The sequence below is a fragment of the Parasphingomonas zepuensis genome (assembly GCF_036663735.1).
Lineage (GTDB): Bacteria > Pseudomonadota > Alphaproteobacteria > Sphingomonadales > Sphingomonadaceae > Sphingomonas.
Window position 1 is genome coordinate 208,334 of the sequence record NZ_JAXOJO010000002.1, and the last position, 23,312, is coordinate 231,645.

Here is a 23,312-nt window from a genome sequence, read left to right on the forward strand (position 1 = left end):
CCCGCCGCTCACAGCCGGCCGCGAATTCCGAAGAAGAAGGAGCGGCCCGAATATTCGTAGAAATTCGGCACGTTGCGATAGGTGTTGTAGCGCTTGATCGCCGATCCGAGCAGGTTGGAACCCTGCACATAGACCGATACGTTGCTCGTCACGTCATAGGACAGGCTGGCCGACATTTCGTGATAGGCGTCTTCCTTGACTGGAAGATAGCCGAGATTGCCGGCCTGGGCATACGTGTAGCGCGACTGGAAGCTGTACGAAACCTGCGCGCCGATGCCGTGATTCTCGTAGAACAGCTTGGTGTTGGCGGAGAAGGGGATCGCCCCCGGCAGGCCGGTCGTGACATCGCCCGAGGTCGCGCGGGAATGATTGTAGGTCAGGTTGGCCTGGACGCCGAAGCCATTGTCCAGGAAATATTGCCCGCCAACCTCGACGCCGTAGACCTTGGCGCTGTCGCCGTTCGAAACCTGATATTCGACGAAGTTGAAATTCTGCTGCTGGTTCGCCGGCTGGTTGGTCGGCGTGATGACCACGTCGACCGGCATGGTGGAGACGAAATTGGTGATGTGCTTGTAAAAGGCCGCCGCGGTCAGCGCGAGGCGGTTCGACGGATAATATTCGAACGAGACGTCGAACTGGTCCGCTTCGGTCGGCTTCAGGTTCGGGTTGCCGGCATCGTAGATGATGTAGGTGCCCGATTGCGCCGAAGTCGCGTCCTTCGCCGGAGACAATTCGCCGAAGCTCGGCCGGGAGATCGCCTGCGACGCGGCGAGCCGGACGCGGAAACCGTCGGCGATATCATAGGCGAAGTTCGCCGCCGGCAGGAGGCGCAGATAATCGCCGCCGCCGTTGATCGCGTCGACCGGGTTGAAATCGACGTCATTGTCCTGCGTCCCGACGCGCGGGATGATGCTCGCGATGCTGGCGCCATATCCGGTCGAGGAAACCTTGGTCGATACCAGGCGTGCGCCGATATCGGCCCGCCAGCGCGCGCCGGCCAGGTTGAACTGCACATATCCGGCCCAGGTCCGCTCCTTGATCAGATAGGATGCCGGAAGGTCCGGGATGATCGACTGGGCCGAATATCCCGCCGGATAGGGCGACAGGGCGCAGCCGGGGATCGGCGTGCCCGTATCGTCCAGGCAGCTGTTGGGATCGAGGATCGCCGGGTTGTTGTCCGCGCGGGGAAGGGCGGCCAGATAGGTGTCGATGTCGAATTGGGGGAAGTTGCGGGGGAAATTGCCGGATAGCTTCGGCAGGATATTCCCCTCGATTCCCGGCCGGACGACCGACGCGCCAAGCTGACCGAAGGTGAACGGATAGCCGCAATAATTGCACGATGTCGTGTACTGGTTGTCGATCGTCTCCACGGTCTTCTTGCGGTCGGTCCAGGAACCACCGAAGGTGATCGACTTGAACAGGCCGTTGTCGACATCATAGGTCGCGTCGAGCTTGGTGCCCTGGGTGCGGTCGGAGATATTCTGGCCCTGGATGCCGATATAATGGGCGCGGAAATCGTCGTTGGTCGCCTGGTCGAGCGTCCGGCCGCCCGGGATCGTGATGGCCAGGTCCGGTATCCCGCCGTTGCGGGTCGCGAACACGGCGGAGGCGCCCGTGATGCCGGCCACGACGAACCGGTTCTGCCCGCCGGTATCGTCACTTGCCTTGCCGTAATAGCCGTCGACCGCGACCTTCAGGCGCTCGCTCGCCTGCCAGTCGATATGGCCGCCGAACTGATAGGTCTGGCTCTTGCGCGGCTCGTCGGTGGTCAGCACTTCCGAAACAAGGTCGTTGAGGGCGAAGCCGGTCACGACATGGTTTGAATCGACCTTGATCGAGGCCGGGTCCCAGCGCAGCGATCCGTCATCGCCCAGCGGGTTGAGATAGTTGGATGAACGGTAATTGTGCTGCGAGACGTTGTAGCGGCTGTAGATCCCGTCGATCGTCAGCTCGAAGCTGCTCGACGGCTTCCACTGGAAGGCGCCGGCCGATCCGATCCGCTCGCGCTCACCCAGTACATAGCCGACGCTGTAATAATCCGGCCAGATGAAGGCCGGGCCGTTCTCGTCCGGGTTGATCTGCCCGTTGCGGTCGAAATCGACGCCGTACGCCGCCTCGGTGCCGTCGGTGATTGAATATTCGCCGAGATTGTCGGTCCTGAACTTGTACTTGTTGTAGCTCGCGCCGATCAGGATACCCATCGTGTCGTTGGCGAAGGTCGCGCTGACCACACCAGTCACCTTGTATCCGCCCTTGTCGGCGAAATCATTATACTGGCCCTCGACAGCGGCCGACGCGTGCAGCCCCGTGCGGTCGAGCGGGCGGGCGGTGCGCAAGTTGATGTTGCCGCCGATGCTGCCCTCCAGCTCGGAGGCGCGCACGGCCTTCTGCACTTCGGCGCCGGAGATGATCTCGGACGGCAGCACGTCGAAGGCGAAGGAACGATCCGGCCCGTCGGTCGGCAGGATGCGCCCGTTGAGCGTCGTGATCGCGAAATTCTCGCCCAGGCCGCGAATGGTGACCGAACGGCCTTCGCCACGGCCATCACGCCCGACGGTCACGCCGGGAATGTTGGCCAGTGCCTCGGCGACGTTGCGGTTGGGAAACTTGCCGAGTTCCTCGGACGAGATCGCATCGACGATGGTGTCGGCGTTGCGCTTGGCCTGGATGGATCGCAACAGGCTCCCGCGGACGCCGCGCACGACGATGTCGGCCGTGTCTTCCGCCCCGGCGGAGTCGTCATTCGTCTGAAGCGTCGCCGGATCGGGCTCGGCGGTCGCGGGGACGGCGTTGGTCTGCGCTGCCGCGTTTGACCCGGCCAGTAAGGCCGCCGCGCTGACCCCGGTAAGCACCACATCCCGCCAAGTGCGTAGTCGCGTCATCGCAATTCCCCTTTGAGCTGCCGCGCGGTCGCGTTGTCTCGTTAGACTCGTGCGGTTTATTTCGTTTTGGTATCGCGATCGTAGCGAAACTGTCAAACAGAAATGAAACGAAACTTTCCATTTTGTTGTGCGCGCGATTTTTGGCTGATAAGCATCCAGCAACAGGAGGATGTCCATGCCCGTCACCCGGGATACCAGCGGTCGGCGACAGCAGATCAGCGCAATGGTGCGCGAACGCGGCAGTGTGCAGGTCGTGCCGCTCGCCGAACGCTTCGGCGTGTCGATGCAGACGATCCGCAAGGACCTGCACTATCTGGCGAAGCGCGGGATCGCCGAGCGCTCCTATGGCGGCGCCATCTCGACCGATGCGGTGAATGTCGTGGCCGAGCCCCCGGTCGAGGCCAAGCGCGCGATCAACATCGGTGAGAAGGCACGGATCGGCGCACTGGCGGCGAAAATGGTGATGCCTGGCGATTCCGTGGTGCTCGATTCAGGCACCACCGCGCTGCAGATCGCGCTGCACCTGCCGGATATGGACGACATCACGGTGCTGACCAACGATCTCGATATCCTGTGCGTGCTCGCCGCCAAGGAACGGATCAACGTCGTGTTCCTGGGCGGCGCGCTGCGGCGGCGCAATCGCGCCTTTTACGGCGCGCAGACGGAGGGCGCGCTCGACGATCTCCATGTCGACAAGCTGTTCCTGGGCGTTGACGGCTTCGATCTCGATCGCGGCATCACCACGCATTACGAGCCCGAGGCAGTGCTCAACCGCAAGATGGCCAGGGCGGCGGGGCAGGTGATCGTCGTGACCGACCGGTCGAAGTTCGGCCGCGTCTGCCTCCACCGCATCCTGAACGTCGGCGAGATCGACGATCTGGTCACGGACGCCGTGGAGGCTGACGGCATGCAGGCCGCGGCCGGCCGGCTGGGCTTCCGGCTCCACGTCGCCTGAGGGGGATTCCCCCGGCTATTTCGCCAGCTTGAAGAAGCGCTGGGCGTTCTTCCAGTAGATCTTGTCGATCACCGGGCGGGGCAGGGCCAGGCCCGGTGCATCGGCCCCGATCGCATCGACGCGCTGGCTCAGCGGCGTCGCCAGATAGCGCCAGTCGGCACGCCACACCTGGTCGGCCTCTTTCGGGAAGTCATTGGTCGCAGGCGGATTCTGCGCGCGCGCGGCGGGATCGGGCGGGCTGTCGGTCAGGTCGGTGCCGTACAGGATCCGGTCCTGATATTTGATGAAGAAGGCGCGCACCTTGGCGCGATCGGCGTTCGACTGGACCTGCAGGTTGGACATGCGCGCCGCCAGGTCGACCACCGCATTGGGATGGCGATCGAAGAAGCGGGCGAGCTCGTCTACGCTCCACTCCAGGCTCGCCATGTGCGCCCCGTCAAAGGCCAGCTTCGGGTGACGGGCGACGAAGCGGTCGCGCGCCGCCATCAGCGCCTCGTAGCTCGGCTCTTCGGGGTGGAGGTACATGTAATATTCGGGATGCTCGCGGAAATAGCTGCGGTCGTTCTCCGTCGTCATCTGATCGAGCGGCAGCCAGCAATTCTTCGGCTCGGCCTGGTGCGCGATCAGCGGAATGCCACGCTGCTCGAGATGCGCCATCACGCCGTCGAAGCGAGGATCGTCGAGGAAAACGCGTTTACCCGCGGCATCGGTCGCAACCATGCCGATATTCTTCCAAACCTTCACTGCCACCGCACCGCGGGCGAAGGCGTCGTCGAGCGCCCGGTTGGTGCGGGCCGTCCAGTCCGGCGTGCCGAAGCCCTGCATGGAAAAGGTGGTGGCGAAGCGGAAGCGGCGGGGGTCTTTCGCGCGCATCTCGTGCGCGACCGTCGCCTGATCGCGAAGCGCCGGGAAATCGGGATAGTCGACATTGATCGACAGTAGCTCGAAGCCATCGCGGCGCGCCACGTCAAGGAATCTCGGATCGCTGACATTGGCGTGGACGTGCGCGTCGAACTTGGCGACGTGCGCGAAATCCGCCTCGCTATAGAGCGGCGTTGGGTCGGCGGCGCCGATCAGCAGCGCCGAAACCGTCAGAAGCGCGATGTTTGGCAGCAACCGCATCCCATACTCCCCTCAATGCAAACGAAACGAAACAAAACGATCACGTAAATTGCGATTTTGGTTTGCGCCGTCGCTGCGGTTGGGGCAAGACCTTTTGTATCAATGGCCGCTCGTCGCGAGATCCGGCCGGTCTGGAGGGGTGCCCGCCACCATGCTGTCCGATTCAATCAGCCGCCGCGCCGCGCTTGGACGCCTGATGGCGAGCGCCGCGCTCGTCGCCGCGCCGGTGGGTGCGGGGCGGGCTTGGGCCGCTGCGCCGACAGGCGTGCGGCTTTCCGACGGAACCCTGACGATCGATTTCGATGCGATGATGCAGTCCCGCGTGTCGCACGGTGGGAAGGCCATCACGCCGATGGCGGCCGGGGAGGCGCTGTTTCTCGCCGATCATCGCGCGGTCGATCGCTTCCTCCTGCTCGACCACCGGGAGAATGCGGTGGCGGGGCCGCATGGCCCGGGTCGCCGGCATCAGCTGCGGGCCACCGCCGGCGGGGCCGTGGAGCAGCAACTCGCCATCACCTTCTTCGATCGCTATCCCGGCTTCGCCCTCTATGAAATGGGCTATCGCAACACTGGCACCGAGCCGCTGGCGATTGCCGGGTGGCGCGTCGCGACTCACGATCTGCTCGCGCATCCCGATGGCGCCTGGAGCTTCGCCGGCGCTTCCTATCCCGATCGGCGGGATTGGGTGCAGAAGGTCGCGCCCGGCTTCGAGCAGCGAAATTTCATGGGGATGAACGGCTCCGATTATGGCGGCGGCACGCCAGTCGCCGTGGTGTGGCGCCGCGACGTCGGCCTTGCGGTCGGCCATGTCGAAACGGTCCCGCGGCTGGTCTCGCTGCCCGTCGCGGCCCAGCCGGACGGCACCCGCCTCGGCCTGTCCGGAGACGAGCCGACGCTGCTGGCCCCGGGCGCGACCGTGACTCTGCCCGCTGCCTTCCTGATGGCGCACACGGGCGACCATTTCCGTCCGCTCGACACCTATCGTCGCCTGATGGGCGAGCGGGGCCTTGCTGCGCCGGTCATTCCGGAATCGAGCTATGGGCCGGTGTGGTGCGCCTGGGGCTATGAGCGCAACTTCACCACCGAACAGGTGTACGGCACCTTGCCCAAGGCGAAGGCGCTCGGCTTCGAATGGGCGGTGCTCGACGATGGCTGGCAGACGTCCGAAGGCGATTGGAAAGTGGATCGCACGAAGTTCCCGCGCGGCGATGCCGACATGAAGGCCTTTGCCGATCGCATCAAGGCGGATGGCATGCGCCCGCGGCTGTGGCTGGCCCCGCTTGCGGTCGATCCCGGCACCGATCTCCTGCGCGATCATGCCGACATGCTGATCCTCGATCGCGACGGGTCTGCGCAGAATGTCAGCTGGTGGAATGCCTTCACGATGTGCCCGGCCTATCCGCCGACGGTCGATTTCTTCCGCGCGCAGGTGCGCCGGATCATCGGCGAATGGGGGTTCGAAGGGCTCAAGCTCGACGGCCAGCATCTGAACGGCGTCGCGCCCTGCCACAATCCCGCGCACAACCACGCCCGGCCAGAGGAATCGTTCGAGAAGCTGCAGGATTTCTGGAAGGCCATTTATGACGAGGCGATGGCGATAAACCCGCAGGCCATCATCGAGATCTGCCCGTGCGGCGACAGCTTCGCCTTTCACAACATCCCGGCAATGAACAACACGCCCGCCTCCGATCCCACTTCATCGTGGCAGATCCGCTCGAAGGGCAAGACGTTCAAGGCGCTGATGGGCCCGTCGGCGCCCTATTCCGGCGATCATGTCGAGCTGAGCGACGGGGGAGACGATTTCGCCTCCACCTACGGGATCGGGGCGATCCCATCGACCAAATTCACCTGGCCCAGGGATACGCCTGACCCGACCGACAAGCTACCGCCCGGCGGGTTCGTGCTGACGGCGCAGAAGGAAGCGCTCTGGCGCAAATGGATCGATCTGTACCGCGCCAATATGCTGGCCAGGGGCAGCTATCTCGGCGGGCTCTACGATATCGGGTTCGACAAGCCGGAGGCGCATGCGATCGATCGGGACGGCGTGCTCCATTACGCCTTTTTCGCTGATGCATGGGATGGCCCGCTCGTCCTGCGCGGCCTCGGCGCGGGGCGCTACACGCTGACCGACAGCTTCAGCGGAAAATCCCTCGGCACTGCGACCGGCGCGCGCAATAGCGTCCCGGCGAAGTTCGCGCGCTTCCAGCTGATCACGGCGATACCGGCCCGGGGAGTTCAGGCATGACGGCGATCGCAGCGGCCGCGCCGTCGAGCCGTGCCTGGCTCGTCAACGCGCTGGTCACCGTCGTGCTGTGGGGCGTATGGGGCGCCTTTTCCGGCCTGTCGGTGCAGCGCGGCTTTCCCGAGACGTTGGTCTATTGCGTCTGGGCGCTCACGATGATTCCGCCGGCGCTCGTGGTGCTGGCGCAAACCGGCTGGCGGCTCGATCGGTCGCCCCGCGCGATCGGCTATGGGTTGGCGATCGGGTTGCTCGGCGCTGGTGGGCAGATGGTGTTGTTCTACGCCGTCGCGCGCGGGCCCGCCTATCTGATCTTTCCGATCATCTCGCTGTCGCCGATCGTGACGATCGCGCTGTCGTTCGTGCTGATGCGCGAACGGACCGGGCGGCTGGGCGCGATCGGCATCCTGCTCGCGCTGCTTGCCTTGCCGACGTTCGATTTCGCGCCCGGCAGCGGCGGCGGCGCATCGGCGGCCTGGCTGGTGCCGGCGCTGGTGGTGATGCTGTGTTGGGGCGTGCAGGCCTATTTCATGAAAGCGGCCAACCACATCATGTCGGCCGAGAGCATCTTCGTTTACATGATGCTGGCCGGGCTGATGCTGGTCCCCGTGGCCTGGGCGATGACCGATTTCGGCAAGCCGATCAACTGGGGGCTGGACGGCCCCGGGCTGGCCGCCCTGATTCAGGTGCTGAACGCGATCGGCGCGCTGACTCTGGTCTTCGCGTTTCGCTACGGCAAGGCGATCATCGTCGCGCCGCTGGCCAATGCCGGTGCGCCGCTCGCCACGGCGTTGCTCTCGCTGGTCATCCTGGGGGTGGTGCCGGGGCCGCTCAAGACCGTCGGAATCCTGCTCGCCCTAGTCGCCTCGATGCTGCTCGCGATCGAGCCTGATGCCGAGGATGAAGAAGCGATCCTCGAAGCGAAATAGTTTCGTTTTATTTCGCTTTGTTGTGTTTGCGATGTTGATCGGTTAGGATCTTTCCGAAAGGAGCCGATGTGCAGGCGATTCTCGATATGGTGCTGCGGCACAAGGCCGGTGAACGGATCGGCGTGACGTCCGTCTGTTCGGCGCATCCACTCGTGATCGAGGCGACGCTGCGGCATGCGCTGCGGACGGGGCAGGAAATCGCGCTGATCGAGGCCACCTCCAACCAGGTGAACCAGGACGGCGGCTATACCGGCATGCTCCCGGCCGACTTCCGCGACTTCGTCCATGCCATCGCCGACCGGGTCGGCTTTCCGCTCGGCCGGCTGGTGCTCGGCGGCGATCATCTCGGCCCCAATGCCTGGACTGCGGCGCCGGCCGCCGAGGCGATGGACAAGGCCGATGTGATGGTGGCGGACTATGTCCGTGCCGGTTTCCGCAAGATCCATCTCGATTGCTCGATGAGCTGTGCCGACGATCCGGTCCCGCTCCCGGAACGGACGATCGCCGAACGTGCTGCCCGCCTGTGCCGCGCGGCCGAGGATGCCTTTACCGGCTCCGCCGCCGACGCGCCGGTATATGTGATCGGTACTGAGGTCCCGGTGCCCGGCGGCGCGGCGGAAGACCTGGAGGAACTCGCGGTGACGACGCCGGAGGCGGCGGTCGCCACCGTCGCGATGCACCGGAATCTGTTTCGCGACCAGGGCCTCGGTAGTGCGTGGGAACGTGTGATCGCCACCGTCGTGCAACCCGGCGTCGAATTCGATCATGACAAGGTGGTCGATTACCGTCCGGAACGGGCGGTCGCGCTCAGCCGCGCGATCGAGCCGGTCGACCATCTCGTGTTCGAGGCGCATTCGACGGATTATCAGACGCCGGCCGCGCTCGCTGCTCTGGTCCGCGATCATTTCGCGATCCTGAAGGTCGGGCCGGGCGTCACCTTCGCGCTGCGGGAGGCGCTGTGGGCGCTCGATACGATCGAGGCGGAGACGATCTCAGCTCCGGATCGCGCGGGGCTACGCGCGGTTGCGCTGGCACGCATGCAGGCCGAACCGAAGCATTGGCGCAAATATTATCATGCAACCGGCGACGCTCTCGACCTCCAGCTCGAATACAGCCTGTCGGATCGCATCCGCTATTACTGGCCGGATGCCGTGATCGCTGCCGCGCAGGAACGGCTATTCGCCAATCTGCGCGAAACGCCGCCGCCGCTGCCGTTGGTCAGCCAGTATCTGCCGCTCGCTTATGCCGCGGTGCGTGCCGGGCAGGCCACGCTCGATCCCGCCGATCTGGCCATGGCGCATATCGGCGCCACCCTCGATGCCTATCATGGAGCTTCCCACCCCAATGCCTGAGACCGTGCTCATCCCCGAGACCGAGGGCCGCGCCACCGTGCCCTGGACCCGCCTGGAGATTGAACAGCAACCCGATACGCTGCAGGCCACCCAGGCGCTGCTGCGCGATCACAAGGCGGCGATCGAGCGCTTCGTGGCACTGCTGCTGGCCCGCCCCGACCTGCGCATCGTGCTCACGGGCGCCGGCACATCGGCGTTCATCGGCGAATGCCTGGCGCCGTGGCTGTCCGGGCTGCTCGGCCGGCCGGTAGAGGCGATCGCGACGACGGATATCGTCAGTTCCCCATCCCTGTACCTGCGGCGCGACGCACCGACCCTGCTCGTCTCCTTCGGGCGGTCCGGCAGCAGCCCGGAAAGCGTCGCCGCCGTCGATCTGGTCGATGCGGCCGTTGCCGATGCGCATCACCTGATCGTGACGTGCAATGCCGATGGTGCGCTGGGCCGGCGCAGCAACACGAACACCCATGTCGTGGTGCTGCCGGAGCAGACTCACGATCGCGGCTTCGCCATGACCTCCAGCTTCAGCGCGATGATGCTGGCGGCGCTGTCGATCCTCGGCGGCATCGACTCGCTCGATGCGCGCGTGCCGGCCATCGCCGCGGCGGTGAGCAAGGTGCTCGCACGCTCCGAACCGGTGGTCGCCGATCTGGCTGCCCGTGGGTTCAAGCGTGTGGTGTATCTCGGCAGCGGGGTCTTCAAGGGCCTGGCGCGTGAGGCGGCGCTGAAGCTGATGGAACTGAGCGACGGCGCGGTGGTGACGGCGTTCGATACCGCCATGGGCTTTCGGCATGGGCCGAAGACGATCATCAATGCCGAGACATTGGTCGTGGTGTTCGTGTCGAACGATCCGCTCACGCGGCGCTACGATCTCGACATTGTCGAGGAATTGCGCAGTGACGGGCATTGCGGGGCGATGGCGGTGATTTCGGCGCAGCCGCTCGAAAGCGCGGAGATCATGGTCGAGGGCATGGCGGATGCGGCCGATGCCGATCTGCTCTTCCCCTTCATCGTGCCGGCGCAGTTGTTCGGCCTGCATGTCTCGCTCGCCCTCGGCCTCACGCCGGATCGCCCCAATGCGAGCGGAACCGTGAACCGGGTGGTGCAGGGCGTGCGGATCTACGCGGCAGGCGCATGAACGACGGTGCGTTTTTCCTGGGCGTCGACGGGGGCGGCACCAAGACGGCGTTCGTCTGCATCGATTGCGCTGGCGCGGTGGTCGCGAGCGCCGTGACGGGAACGACCTATCATCTCGAGGTGGGGGCTGACGAAGTCGTGTCGCGCCTCGATCAGGGGATCGCCGATATCTGCGGCCAGCTCGGCATTGGGCGGGATGCGCTCGGCTTCGTGTTTTTCGGCCTGCCCGCTTATGGCGAGGACAGCGCGGTCGATCCGCAGCTTGATGCGGCATGCGCTCGGCTGCTGGGGCACGATCGCTACCTGTGCGGCAACGACATGGTGTGCGGCTGGGCCGGATCGCTTGGCGGCAAGGACGGCATCAACATCGTCGCCGGCACTGGGTCGATCGGATACGGCGAGCGCTTGGGCAATTCGGCCCGCATCGGCGGCTGGGGCGAGGTGTTCGGTGACGAGGGCTCGGCCTATTGGATCGCGATCCAGGGGCTCGCCCTGTTTTCGCGGATGAGCGATGGCCGCGCGCCCCGGGGCGTGCTGTACGACCATATCGTCGAGGCGCTGTCGCTGAGCACCGATCTAGATCTGTGCCGGCGCATCATGGGCCAGGATGCGATGAGTCGCGGCGAGATCGCCGGGCTGGCGAACCTCGTGTCGCGCGCGGCCGCGGATGGGGACGGCGGGGCGCACGCGCTCCTGCTGTCGGCCGCGCGGGAGCTGGCGGCACTGGCGACCGGCCTGCGCACGGTGCTGGGCTTCGCGCCGGGCGAGCGGGTGCCGGTCTCCTGGTCGGGCGGCGTCCTGCTCAACCAGCCGCTGGTCCGCGACAGCTTTGCCGGCATTCTTGCTGATTCGGGGCTCTTCGAGCCTTCTGAGCCGCTCTATTCACCGGGATACGGCGCCGCCCTTTACGCCCGGAAACGCGCTCAGCGGGGCTGAACGCGCCGCGCTTAGCGAAGCGCGTCGCGTTGCAGTTTCAGCGCGTCGAGTTCCTGCTGCTGCTCGGCGATCCGGTCCGAAGCCCGCTCCTCGTCATTGCCACCGGAATAGGCGGCCGCCTGCTCGACCAGGTCGCGCAGATTATCCTCGATGATCGCGATTCTCTCGTCGAGTTCGGCAAGCGTCGCGTTGGTGTCGGGCAAGATATGATCTCCTTCGGGCAATCGTCTCCCGTCTGCCTTGCGCAGTCAAGCATCTCCACCGGCTTCCGCTCGACGGAGCGTCGGGCTGGCGGCGGGGCGACAGGTCCGTTCCTGAGCGACGGATATCAATTACAACAGGATCGGATTGTTCTCCGGTCCGACGCTATTGATCGGCGCTTAGTGCCTGCTAAAAGTTCATCGGTGATCAATTCAAAGTAACGAGTCGTTTCGGCGTTAGTCGAAAGAAGTTGGTCGTCATGAACTCATGGCGATCGTTTCTGTGCGCTCGTCAATACTGCGTTAACCATTTAGAAAAGTAAATATATCAATAGGATAGCGGGAAATCTGAGGCAGATAACTATTCGAAGACTCTAAGTACCGCAAATTCAATTGAATTTTGCCATTGTAAAGTCGTGCGTATCCGAGATTTTGTGGGATTTCTGCCTGAGCATTTCCCATTTTTCACGACCTTAAATAGATAGAATGGCGAAGATCGATGGTCGGATTTACCCGGTATAACAATGCGCTATATCTTCCGACCGCAGATATTGGCGATGTCGCGCAAGCGCGGATCGGCTTTCTTTTCCAGGATGCTGCGCGCACCGATCCAACCTTCGATCTGACTCAGGCATCCTGGACCGATCCGGCGCAGCAGGGCTATTTCTTCTTCTTCCTGCCTTCCGCCCAGCGCGACTGGAGCCTGTTCGCCGGCAAGGTATGGACTCTGTTCGGCCAGACCGCCCAGGCGCAATTCGCCTGGATCGTGGAGCAGGGCACCGGCTCGTCGCTGACGCTCACCGCGGCAACGCTGATTCAGGTGACCAATCAGGGCACGGCCAGTCCCTCGCCGAGCGGCCCCTTTACCTTCGCTTTCGCCACCAACATCGCGCTGACCGTTCCGTCCAGTCCGTTCCTGCCGTCGGTGATCAGCTTCGACGATGCCGGCGGCCAGTTCCTGTTTCCGAACCAGAACAGTTCCAACCCCGTGCTTCTGACCGCGCAGCCGCCCAGCGGTGCGCAGCAGAGCTTCCCCGCCACGTCGGCCGCGCTGGCACTGTCGATGAACGGCGGCGGCGATCCGAACGGCGGCAGCGTCAACGCGACCTTCGCGTTCGCAGTCGCCGATCTCGCCGCATTCGAGGCCGGGATGATGTATTTCGATCCCGGCGCGAACGATCTGCTGGGCGCTTTCAGCTTCCCCGTGGTGCGGGCGCCGGGTGGCGCGGCGTCGCCGTTGCAGTTCTCCGCCTGGCTCGACGTGCTCTCGCCGCTCGACGGGGTCCGCTCCTATTTCCGCTACACCGACAGCCTCGTCGGCAGCTATTTCGCGACCGCCAACGGCAAGGCGATCGCGCTGACCACGACCGCGGGCGCCGATCTGTCGCAGGCCAGCCGCCTGGTCTTCGCCAACCGCCCCGTGCACGCGGCGAGCGACACCAGCACCTATTATCTGACGATCGCCGGCACCTTCGGCCTGGGCCTCGACGGCAGTGTGTCATCGTCAGCGCCCGTCGCCCTGCTGTGCGGCACCGCAGGCACTGAATTCCTTAGCATAAATGTCGCAGCCGAGGCCGCCGATTCACTCGTTTTCGTGCCCGGAAACCCCGCCTTCCAGAAGACCACGCCGCCCACGACGCCGGGCGCTCCGCCGCAGTTCCTCGATTCGATGGACGGCAACGTCACGACCTCCTGGGCGCAGCTGAAGACTGCCGCGGGCGGCTATGTGTCGCAGCCCCAGGATTCGCCGCTCTATCAGCAATCCGGATCGGTCAGCGCCAGCGCGGCCGATGCGAATGCCGCGCTGGACGTCTATCTGCTCGATTTCCTGGCGCTCCCCAGCTGGAGCGCGGCCCATGCCGCGCCCCAGGCCGCCAGCGGCGCCACATCCAGCCCGCTGGTGCCGATCGTTCCCTTTGCCGGCCTGTTCTTCTCTACCCCCGATGAATCTGCGCCCTATCTCCAGATCGAGTCGACGGCGCTCAATCCAACGCGGAAGAACAGCTTCACCCAGGCCGCTGCAACCGTTTCGGCGAGCCGTCGCGCAAAGGGTCTGTCGCTGGCGGCCAGCGCCGATGCCGATCTCACCTATGCCATGACCCCGCCGGGGCTGCTCGCCGGCCTGAGCGGCTCGGGCGCCGACCAGCTGTGGGAGACGACCCGGATCGCGATCAGTCCGCCGCTCGTCACTGGAGATCCGTCGATCTACCTGCAGTTCACCGCGATGGAGGATCAGATCCGCGCGGCGCTCCAGCAAAACCAGATCTTCCTGGTCATCAGCACGCTGACCAACCCCAATCCGCCGGGCAACACGCTGTTCGGCTTTGCCGGCACCGATCAGCAGATCAACATCGCCGGCTGGCCCTTCAGCCTCTCCCCGACCGGCACGCCCTCCGCCGACGGCATTCCGCCGATCGTGATGATGAAATTCTATCCCGGCCAGTCGATCAAGGATCTCGTCGCCGATACCAGCCTCTGGTCGCAGGCCGACACCTTCAACGGCAGCGGCTTCACCGCCGAGCAGGCCCAGGCCTATCTCACTCAGCTGATCGAGGACGCGGAGGCCGCCGTCGACAAGGATGGCCCGTCGTCGCTCTATTATAATTTCTATCAGGTGGTGACTGATCCGGCCTGGAGCGGGCTGTTGGCGGTCAACGCCAACATGCAGCTCAACAACCTGCCGACCGCGATCAAGGCCGTCACCGGCGGGATGACCTATCCCGGCGACGACGGCAAGCCGGTCAGCAATATCGACGCGTTCCGGGTCCATCATGTCGGCGTGTCGATCAACGACACCGATCCATCCGGCACGACGCCGATGCTGTCGCAGAGCTCGCTGTTCGGCCTGGTCGACTACGAGAAGCCGGCGTCGCCGTCCGCGGCACGGCTGGCCGCGAGCCAGCTCGATACCTTCTATAATTTCGAGGTCGAATATCTTCGCGCGCTGTTCACCAATTCAGCGCTCGAGAGCTTTTCCTGCAAGATCAATCTCACGATCAACAATCTTTTCGGCACCGACGTTACGGGGGATTCCGCGCCGCCCGCTTCCGGTTCCGCTGCCGCGGACGATGCCAACATCATCGTCATCAGCGGTTCCTATCAGGCGCATTCGACGAGCGGTGACGACAGCAGCTCGGGCGAGGGTGTCTATTCCTTCGTCTCGGAAGCGCCCTTCAAATATTCTTTCGGCACCAACCCGTATCTCGACACGATCACGCTCAACAAGGTGCAGTTTTCCTTCCTGCAGGAAACCGACACCGTCGGCAGCGACACCTCCAATATCCAGGCGTCGTTCGGCATCTGGGGCAGCCTCGTCTTCAAGCAGTTCGAGGTCCTGGATATCTTCGCGTTCAAGGATCTGGTGTTCAACGATCTCGGCATTTCGGTCAGCTTCGACCTGACCGTGCCGGCGACGGGCTCGCCCTATACGGCCAATACGCAACTCGCCTTCAACCCTGGCAATCTGCGCCTCGATCTCGCCGCGAGCGAGCCGCGCGAGGGCGATACGAGCTTGCTCAGGCTGTTGCCGTTCAAGCTGACATCCTTCCTCTACAATCAATATCCGGACGACCAGACGGTCGAGAGCCTGGGCTATTTCTCGCTGTCGGACGCGCCGCTGGATCCCGGCTTCACCCTCACCAACAAATTCAACTACGGGCTGATCTTCGAGCTTGATCTTGGCGGACTGGGCGCGCTGGTCGGTTCGCTCGAAGCTTTCAAGTTCGGCTTCCTGATCGGCTGGGCAGTCGATAATGGCGCCGAGGCCGGGGGCATCGCCTTCGGGGTTCAGATACCGCAGGCCAATGGCAAGCTGCAGATCAAGATCCAGGGCGTGCTCGATCTGCTGATCGAGCAGTTCATCCTGCGCTATGAAAAGCCCGCCGATGGCGGCCCGGCATTCCTGGTCGTCGCGCTCCACAATAGCTCGCTGACCGTGCTGGGCGTGCGCTTGCCGCCTGGCGAAGCCCAGATCGATGTCGCGCTGTTCGCGCCGATCGGGGATTCGGCGCACATCGGCTGGATCGCGGCGTACAACAACACCGCGCCGCCACCGCCCCCACCGCCATCGCCGCCGCTGCGGGTCGCATCGCCATACGCGCCTGGCGTGACGATCGAAAATGGTGGTGGCGTCGCCTCCTCGCTCGCCCTGGCCGATGAAGGCGAGGGTGGAGCGTTCGAGCTGGTCTATCTCGGCCTTGGCCAGCGGGTCGGTCCGGGTCCCGAGGACACGCCGACGACCTTCGCCGAATTCATGACGTTCATGACCACCGATTTCTGGGATGCGATCGAAAACAACGAATATGACAAGGTCTATCATCCCGACGGCCAATGGCTGGCGCTGACCAATTTCAAGCTGCTGAAGATCATCGAAGTCGGGTTCGTGTTCTACGACACGACGCCGTTCTACAGCCTGACGCTCAACGTCCAGAATCTGTTCAACTTCGAGATCACCTATACGAAGATCAGCGACAGCATCGGCCTGTTCTATGCCGAGTTCAGCCTGCCGGACAGCCTGCGCACCTATCAAGTCGGCGCGGCGTCACTGACGCTCCCGTCGATCGGGGTCAGCGTCTACACCAACGGCAACTGGAAGCTCGACGTCGGCTTCCCCAATGGCGACGACTGGAGCAAATCCTTCCGGGTCGAGGCGCAGGCCGGGCCGGTGCCCGTCACCGGAGCGGGCGGATTCTATATCGCAAGCCTCAGCTCGGCGACGACCGACGTGTTCGTTGGCGATTATGCGAGCATTCTAGCCTTCGGTTTCGCCGCCCGTCTCGGCGTCGGCAAGAATTTCGTCGCCGGCCCGCTCAAGGCCGGGGTCAGCGTCACCTTCTTCGGTATCATCCAGGGGGCGGCCGGCTATCACATCGCCAGTTCCGACGAACTGTTCAAGAAGCCCGATGCGCTCGCGCTGAACGGCCAGTTTGGCATCATCGGTGAAATCTACGGCTCGATCGACTTCGTCATCATCAAGGCGAGCGTCAATGTCCGGCTTCAGGCGAGCATCGGCATCGTCCTGAAATATGAGCCGCTGGCGGGCAATGACGGATCGATCCTGCTCTATGTCCAGGCAAGCGTCAGCGTCAGCGTATCGGTCGAGATCAACCTGTTCCTCTTCTCGATCACGATCAGCTTCAGCTTCAACGCGTCGTTCCGGTTCGACTGGCAGCTGGCCGGGCCGAGCCAGAATGCCGCGCGGCTCGAGTCCCGTAGCAGCTTCCGCCACGCCCGCATGCTGGCGCTGGCGGCGGACGATACCGTCACCATCTTGCCGCTGATCCCCGGCTTCACGACCGCGCTGCCGATCTGGTTCACGCCCGAAGGCACTGCCGTGTTCGCTGATTCGAGCACAGCCGGCGTGCCCTGGGTCGTCTCGTCGCTGGCGCTGCAATATGATCCGGCCCCGCCGAGCAGCACCACTTACGCGAGCTTCATGCCGTTCGAGAAGGTGACCACGCAATTGGTCACTTGGGCCGTGGGCCGGGCGCTCGGCGAAAGCGGCTGGAACTATAATGTCGAGCAGACCGCGCTTTCGGATCTTGACCAGGACCCGGAGCATCTGCTCGCCGGCATCGATTATCAGGCGTTGCTCGATGCTCTGGCGGTATTCAGCACGGCGACCCTCGTTGTCCCCCACGAACCGGACGGCACGGTCGTCAGCGCGGCGACCTTCCCGATGTTCCCGTTCCTCAACATCGCGACGACCGGGCGCATGGCAGGCGGGTCGGCGGCCGAGCTCAATTATGTATTCGCTTCCAAGAACATCGTCTCGGCGACGTACATCCAGGCCCTCGACGCCTATTTCAATCAGCTGTTCGTCAACCAGAGCAATGGCGCCGCCCCGATCCCCGCGCCGGCTCCTGAAGCCGCGACGACACCGCTCGTCCAGGAAATCTTCACCGAATATATGAACGGCCTGATCCGCGGCGGCGTGAACCAGCTGCTGCAGACGATGCAGAATGGCCAGCTGGCGAACGCGACGATCGACACGCTGATCCTCGACGCCGTCAAGGCCGGCCAGTTCGCCTCGCTCTCCGGGCAGATGTCGAGCTCGTTCCGCGGCGGCGTGCGACTGCCCTTTACCGCAGGGCTGACCGTGCCCGGCGGCACTGCGCTCCCCACGACCAATCCGCTTTACGCCCTGCTGTGGCAGGAATTCCCGGTGGGTGATCTGGGCAGCAGCGGCAAATATTCGATCACGCTCAGCGACCCCGACCAGAGCCAGGCCTGGCTGACGGTGACGGCGAGCTGGGATCTGACCAGCGACTGGCTCAAGCTGTTCCAGGGGATCTTGCCCTCGGCGATCGTCGCACCCTCGTTGCCGGCTCAGCTTCCCTTCACCGATATCGGGCCGCAATCCTTTGCGTTCAGCAATGCGATCGTCTGGACTCAGCCGACCGGCACGACGACCAGCCTGCGACCCTTCCCGTCGAGCCTGCAGACGCTGCAGGCCGCGCAGGGTGCGCCGATCAACATGCTGGTCGAATCGCGCGAGGGCGGGGCGCCCTATCTGCCCGGCGGCACGCCGCTGGAGTCCGGCAGCTTCGACTGGGCGACGCAGATCACCCTGCGGGTGTCGCAGGTGCCGGACGCTCTTGGCCAGCCGCTGAAGGACGTGTTCGCGCTCAACGGCGCGAGCGAGCAGGACGAACAACTGCTCGAACAGATATTGGAGGCGCTTTCGGGCGGAGACCTGATCGCCTCGATCCAGATCCTCTACCAGACGGCGGCGGGATCGAGCGGGCTCACCTCGCAGACCGTCACGCCGGCCGACGTCTTCGTCCTCCGGACCAACAGCACCACGGTTTCTGCGCCGCCGACCTTCTCGGCGCTGGCGCTGGCGGCGGTGCCGACCCCGAGCACTCCGGTCGGCGCGCAAATCGACGAGTATCAGCCGTTCCTCGAGATCGTCCAGCAGGCGGTGGTGACCAACGCGCCCGGCTATTATCTGCGCTATCTCGACAGCAGCAACAACAGCCTGCCGACGACCCTGTTCACCTCGGGCCCGGCGCCGCTGACTATCCTGATCACCTATCTGTCGGACACGACGCTCAACACGTCGGCATCGCCTGCCAGCGTCCGGCCCTTCTACAACGCGATCACGATCGACAATGCCGATCCGGCGTTGATCTACTATGCCGAGACCACCGATCCGGCGCTCACCACCCAATACAGCACGGTCGCCGCCGGCTGCATGGGCGTCGTCATGACGCGCGACGATTCCTCGATGAAGGTCGCGCCCTCGACGAAGCTGCTCAAGACGGCGGGCGTGGAGCGTGGGCGGCTCTATCAGCGGTCGGAGCTGATCGGCGCGCTGGTCGCGGGGGGCCTCGAGGATGAGGCCGAACTGCACGCCGTTCTTGCCGATGCCGGCAGCGGACCTGCGCAACTCAACGCGCTCTACAGCCTCGTCACCTATCAGGTCGCGGCGACGACAGGCTTCATCGCTAGCAATGTGTCGGCGCCGATCCAGCCCCAGCAACCCGATTCAGCCAGCAGCGCGGCCGACGGGCTTACGGGCCTGTCCGACGATACACGATCCTACCGGGTCTATGTGCCGCTTTACGGCCTGGCAACGGCCAACCAGCCGATGCCGGAGATTCCAAACCGCTATACGAGCATCGCCGACCCGGTCAGCATGGCCTTCTTCCAGAATGACGCCTTCGGCAACCAGATGCCGGGCTCGCTGCCCTTTGCCGGTACCAATTATTATTTCGATCCGATCGTGCCGGTCGATCAGTGGCAAGGCATCGTCTCGGTCTATGATTTCGATACCGCGAGCGGGCCGCAGCGCAACAGTTTCACGGTCTATCTGACGCCGAGCAAGGCAGCGTTCGACGGCTTCACGCCCGACCAGATCGCGTCGTCCCTGCAAAGCTGGACGACGATCCAGGACCAGATCACCGGCCCGGGAATCAGCTTTACGATCGAAACCAACCTGGCGCTCCAGGCCGGCGGCGGCCTGGTCGAGGTGCAACTGAGCGGGGCACAGTCGGCTGCCGTCGTCGCGATGGTCGGCAAGATGGTCGCCTGGCTCGAAAATCCGACCAGTGCCTTCCCGGCCGATCCGGTCGTGCTTACGGTTGCCGCGACGGGCGTGGGGACGATCCCGCCGATCTTCGAAATGGTCGTTCTGCTGGTCGTCGAGCGCGATCCTGCGCTGATTTCGCCGTTGCTCAAGGATCAGTTCGGCAACGTCACCTTCCCGTCGGCACAGCGCGCCAATACCACGATCGGGTCGACCGTCGGCAGCTCGCTGCCCGACGGCACGTCAGTCCCCATCACTGACTTTGCTGCCAATTTCGTCAAGGCTTTCCCGGCCTTCGCCCTGTCCGTCGGGCTCGGCGGCGCAAGTGAAACCGCGAGCACGTCAAAGGCGCAACGCAACGCCCGCCAGCTGCGCACCATGGGTGTGCAGGCCGACAGCAACGGTTCGGGGCAGGCAGTCCCGCAATCACTCTGGGCCGTCCAGCAATTGCTGCTCGACGTCTCGATCGGTGTCGGCGCCAAATCGGGCCCTTATTACGCCTCGCCGACGCCGCTCGACAACACGATCAACAGCGCCGTGGTGCCGCTGCCGACTCTGCCGGCCGGGCTGCCCGGTACCTTGCCGTCGAGCCAGCTGTTCACTGACGTCGATCTCGACGTCTTCAACAGCAGCTTCTTCGAAGCAGTCGATCTGATGCTCACCCCCGCACTCGCTGCGGCCGCCTTCGAGCAGGCACGCGATGCCTATACGACGATTGCCAACGGGCGGAGCCAGCTTGCCGATCTCTATTCGAGCAATGAGATCGACTGGCTGTTCGATGCCAATGCACCCTTTACCGGTCCCGCTACGCAACTGACCATGGCGCAGGACGCGTTCGGCCAGCAGATGCGCGCGGCGCTGGCGACCGCTTATACGACCGATACGATCATCCAGTACGGCGTGTCGTGGACGAAGCCGCTGCCGGCCGGGATCGACGGCATGTACGAATTGTTCGGCGCGGTTCGCCCGGCCTCCGGTGATGTGCTGCAAAAGGGCTTCACGATCAGCGCGCCGCACGTGCCGATCAATTCGAACGGCTCGAGCGTCCTGACCTTCCTGTTCGGCCTCAACGATGTGCGCGATGTCGCCAGCGTCAGCCTGGATCTGGCCTTCAACATCACGCACATCCAGCATTTCCTCGAGCCGGCCAGCGCGACGCCGGCCGACGAGGCGCGGCCGTCGATCTGGCTGCAGCTGGTCGATACCGCAGCAGCGCCGCATATCGGGCCGGCCGGCGAGGAGACGGTCATTCCGCTGGTGCTGCGCGCCTATCCGACGCCGCCGACGCTGATCAGGCAGACGGCGATCCAGGGCGGGGGAACGCTTCAGGCGCCCAACAGCAACCCGCTCGTCGAGGCCGCGGCGTGGCATCTCCAATATGCCTATCAGGTCCAGCTCACTGCGCACGACCAGATCCTCACGGCCGTCACCTACAACAGCGATCTCAGTGTCGCGAACGGCGGTGGAGCGCCCGCCCCGACGAGGCTTGCCGGCACGCCGGTCCAATATACGCTGTTCCAGTCGCTCGCGCGCTTCTGGGCGGCCTATGCGGTGCTGCAACCGATCCTGACGACGCCGACGGGCGCCAACTGGGTCGCTGCGATCGAGAGCTTCGCGGAACTGGTGGAGTCCGTCGTCAACAACTCGACCTGGACGCCCACTCCCAGCGCGCTCGCCGTGGGGGGACCGCTGGTGCGGATCACCGATCACTATTCGGTATCCGATGTGGCGCAAAGCGGGGCCAGCCGGGTCGCCACGCTGGGCTGGGCAGAGGCTGAATCGAGCTTTGCCGGCGTGACGGTTTCGATCGAGGCGCTCGATCCATCCAGCCTGGCGGCCTATCCCGATCAGACGCAGCAACGTCTGCCGCAATCGGTTGCCGTCACCTACACCCCGCAGCCGCCATTGGCCGACAACTGGATCGTGCACCAGATCGAGATCGACGACCTCAATGTCCTCGCCGCCGAAAACGCGCTGGCGGCAGTCCAGATTGAGCGCAACCTGATCGAGATGAGCGATCCTGGCGGCAACGAGTGGTTCGCCAAGGCCGAATTCGTCTACATGACGCCAGTCGTCAGCGCGACCCAGCCGATCACGCCGTTCGTCGACAATGCGACACCGATCAATGTCGCGACCCTGCCGGATGGCGGCGTCTGCAGCGCCTGCACCGCGACCAGCGGGACGGGCACGGCGAGCCTGTGCCAATATGTCTACAGGATCATGAACGGCCTGCTGGCGAATGATGTGTCGGGGGCCGCCCTGGCCGGCGCGCGCCTCGCCGCGGGGCTCGATGACAGCACGCCGCGGCGCATGAAGATGGCTTGCAGCTTCCAATATCCGGTGGCGAGCGTGGGTGGGGTGACGTCGGCCAATCCGGTGATGCCGCTGGTCCCGATCGTGTTGGCGAGATCCTTCCTGATCAACGGGAGCGACCCGGCGCAGCTGGGCGAATTCTCGGCGCTGTTCGCGGAGGCGATCACCACCTGGGCGACCGCCAACGCAATCGCCTTTGGCGCCGCGGAACAGGCCGGCGCTCAGCTCGTGTTCGACCTCACGCTCTTCGCTGAGCTGAGCGGCGTCAACACGCCCGTCCTTCGGCTGCGCGCACTGCAGCTGAAGACAGCGGACGTCACGCCGTGAGCCGCCATCACGAGAGGGAGAGTTAGCCGGGCCGCGAGGACGCGGCCGATAGCCGGGCGACCGAACGTCGCGCCGGGCACAGCAGATTTCGACGAAGCATAAAGCAGGAGGTTAGAAATGACGGAAAACCTATATACCCTTATCGACCAGAACACGGTCGCCGCTGCCTGGAACGGCAGCCCGCAGGTGCTGCTGACCAGCCAGAATACGGTGATCCCACAGACTCCCAATGGAACCACGATTTTCGCCGCGACCAACCAGGCGCTGCAAAACAATCAGGGCCAGATCTCGCTGACCTCGGGCGGCGGCGCACCGACGATCCTTGATGTCCCGGCGCTGACCAGCCAGCCGACGATCAACATCAACAACTGGAAGGCCAACAACCTCAGCGCCACCAATATCAGCCTGAACAACACCACGCCGATTCTGGTTCAGGCGGTCGGCCCCGGCATTCCCGGCATCACGCCGCTGCCGCTCGTCATCGGAACCCCTTTGCTGCTGGCATTGGGCCAGTCGGCGCAGGGCAATGCCTCGCCGCAATATATGCAGCTAGTAATCCAGGTGACCGGGCCGACGCTCGGCATCATCGGGTTCATCGGCGGCCCGCCGGATCCGAGCGGCAATAACGGCTACGTCGTCGCCGTAAACGCAACCTCCAATACCGGCCCCGGCACCGGCTTGCCAGCGCCTGCCGGCTATTATGCGACGACCACGTCCAACACCTATGCCTACCAGTTCAACTGGGGCAGCTCGCTGGTGTTCGTGTCCAATCTGTCGCCGAGCACGGCACAGACGGTCAGCATCCTGCTGCGCGCACTCTAGGCTCGATCAAGCCGGCCGCGCGGGCGCAAGCACGCGCCCGCGCGGCCGGCCAATCGGGCATCGACGGGGAGA

General features: G+C 64.5%; 11 protein-coding genes. 8 read left to right on the forward strand and 3 right to left on the reverse strand.

From position 1 onward, the window contains the following. Positions 1–8: 8 nt before the first annotated feature. Positions 9–2,882 carry a TonB-dependent receptor gene (locus tag U1769_RS07500; protein ID WP_332714302.1) on the reverse strand — a complete coding sequence of 958 codons (2,874 nt, stop codon included), beginning with the start codon at positions 2,880–2,882 and terminating at the stop codon, positions 9–11. A 175-nt stretch (positions 2,883–3,057) separates the two neighbouring features. Here U1769_RS07500 and agaR point away from each other — a divergent pair, with 175 nt between their 5' ends. After that, positions 3,058–3,837, forward strand: a complete 780-nt coding sequence (gene agaR / locus U1769_RS07505; protein WP_332714305.1) for a transcriptional repressor AgaR — start codon at positions 3,058–3,060, stop codon at positions 3,835–3,837. Positions 3,838–3,852: 15 nt separating this feature from the next. Here agaR and U1769_RS07510 read toward each other — a convergent pair whose 3' ends face one another. Then, entirely contained in the window at positions 3,853–4,959 is a 1,107-nt protein-coding gene (locus tag U1769_RS07510; protein ID WP_332714308.1) for an amidohydrolase family protein, read from the reverse strand. A gap of 151 nt (positions 4,960–5,110) precedes the next feature. Between U1769_RS07510 and U1769_RS07515 the strand changes: the two genes are divergently transcribed. From U1769_RS07515 to U1769_RS07535, 5 genes are all read left to right on the forward strand, one after another. Then, positions 5,111–7,204: a glycoside hydrolase family 36 protein gene (locus U1769_RS07515; RefSeq protein WP_332714311.1), complete on the forward strand. Its 2,094-nt coding sequence runs from the start codon at positions 5,111–5,113 to the stop codon at positions 7,202–7,204. Continuing rightward, complete coding sequence (locus U1769_RS07520; RefSeq protein ID WP_332714314.1) at positions 7,201–8,127, forward strand: EamA family transporter; 927 nt, start codon at positions 7,201–7,203, stop codon at positions 8,125–8,127. Before U1769_RS07515 ends, U1769_RS07520 begins: the two co-directional genes overlap by 4 nt. A 68-nt stretch (positions 8,128–8,195) precedes the next feature. After that, positions 8,196–9,479, forward strand: coding sequence for a D-tagatose-bisphosphate aldolase, class II, non-catalytic subunit (locus tag U1769_RS07525; RefSeq protein WP_332714317.1), 1,284 nt, complete (start codon positions 8,196–8,198; stop codon positions 9,477–9,479). Further along, the gene (locus tag U1769_RS07530; protein WP_332714319.1) at positions 9,472–10,614 is read left to right on the forward strand and encodes an SIS domain-containing protein; all 1,143 of its coding nucleotides are present in this window, start codon (positions 9,472–9,474) and stop codon (positions 10,612–10,614) included. The genes U1769_RS07525 and U1769_RS07530 overlap by 8 nt, the downstream gene beginning before the upstream one ends. After that, positions 10,611–11,549, forward strand: a complete 939-nt coding sequence (locus U1769_RS07535; protein WP_332714321.1) for an N-acetylglucosamine kinase — start codon at positions 10,611–10,613, stop codon at positions 11,547–11,549. The genes U1769_RS07530 and U1769_RS07535 overlap by 4 nt, the downstream gene beginning before the upstream one ends. 11 nt (positions 11,550–11,560) lie before the next feature. Here the strand turns inward: U1769_RS07535 and U1769_RS07540 are convergent, their stop codons facing one another. After that, positions 11,561–11,752: a hypothetical protein gene (locus tag U1769_RS07540; RefSeq protein ID WP_332714323.1), complete on the reverse strand. Its 192-nt coding sequence runs from the start codon at positions 11,750–11,752 to the stop codon at positions 11,561–11,563. A gap of 496 nt (positions 11,753–12,248) precedes the next feature. On the opposite strand from U1769_RS07540, the gene U1769_RS07545 reads away from it, so the two are divergent. Continuing rightward, positions 12,249–22,418, forward strand: coding sequence for a hypothetical protein (locus tag U1769_RS07545; protein ID WP_332714325.1), 10,170 nt, complete (start codon positions 12,249–12,251; stop codon positions 22,416–22,418). Between the two features lie 117 nt (positions 22,419–22,535). After that, positions 22,536–23,240: a hypothetical protein gene (locus U1769_RS07550; protein WP_332714327.1), complete on the forward strand. Its 705-nt coding sequence runs from the start codon at positions 22,536–22,538 to the stop codon at positions 23,238–23,240. The last annotated feature ends 72 nt before the right edge of the window (positions 23,241–23,312 follow it).

Coding starts and splice junctions, on each gene's coding strand:
- agaR (WP_332714305.1), top strand. CDS start 3,058: ATGCCCGTCACCCGGGATACCAGCGGTCGGCGACAGCAGATCAGCGCA.
- U1769_RS07545 (WP_332714325.1), top strand. CDS start 12,249: ATGGTCGGATTTACCCGGTATAACAATGCGCTATATCTTCCGACCGCA.
- U1769_RS07535 (WP_332714321.1), top strand. CDS start 10,611: ATGAACGACGGTGCGTTTTTCCTGGGCGTCGACGGGGGCGGCACCAAG.
- U1769_RS07500 (WP_332714302.1), bottom strand. CDS start 2,882: ATGACGCGACTACGCACTTGGCGGGATGTGGTGCTTACCGGGGTCAGC.
- U1769_RS07510 (WP_332714308.1), bottom strand. CDS start 4,959: ATGCGGTTGCTGCCAAACATCGCGCTTCTGACGGTTTCGGCGCTGCTG.
- U1769_RS07530 (WP_332714319.1), top strand. CDS start 9,472: ATGCCTGAGACCGTGCTCATCCCCGAGACCGAGGGCCGCGCCACCGTG.
- U1769_RS07515 (WP_332714311.1), top strand. CDS start 5,111: ATGCTGTCCGATTCAATCAGCCGCCGCGCCGCGCTTGGACGCCTGATG.
- U1769_RS07550 (WP_332714327.1), top strand. CDS start 22,536: ATGACGGAAAACCTATATACCCTTATCGACCAGAACACGGTCGCCGCT.
- U1769_RS07520 (WP_332714314.1), top strand. CDS start 7,201: ATGACGGCGATCGCAGCGGCCGCGCCGTCGAGCCGTGCCTGGCTCGTC.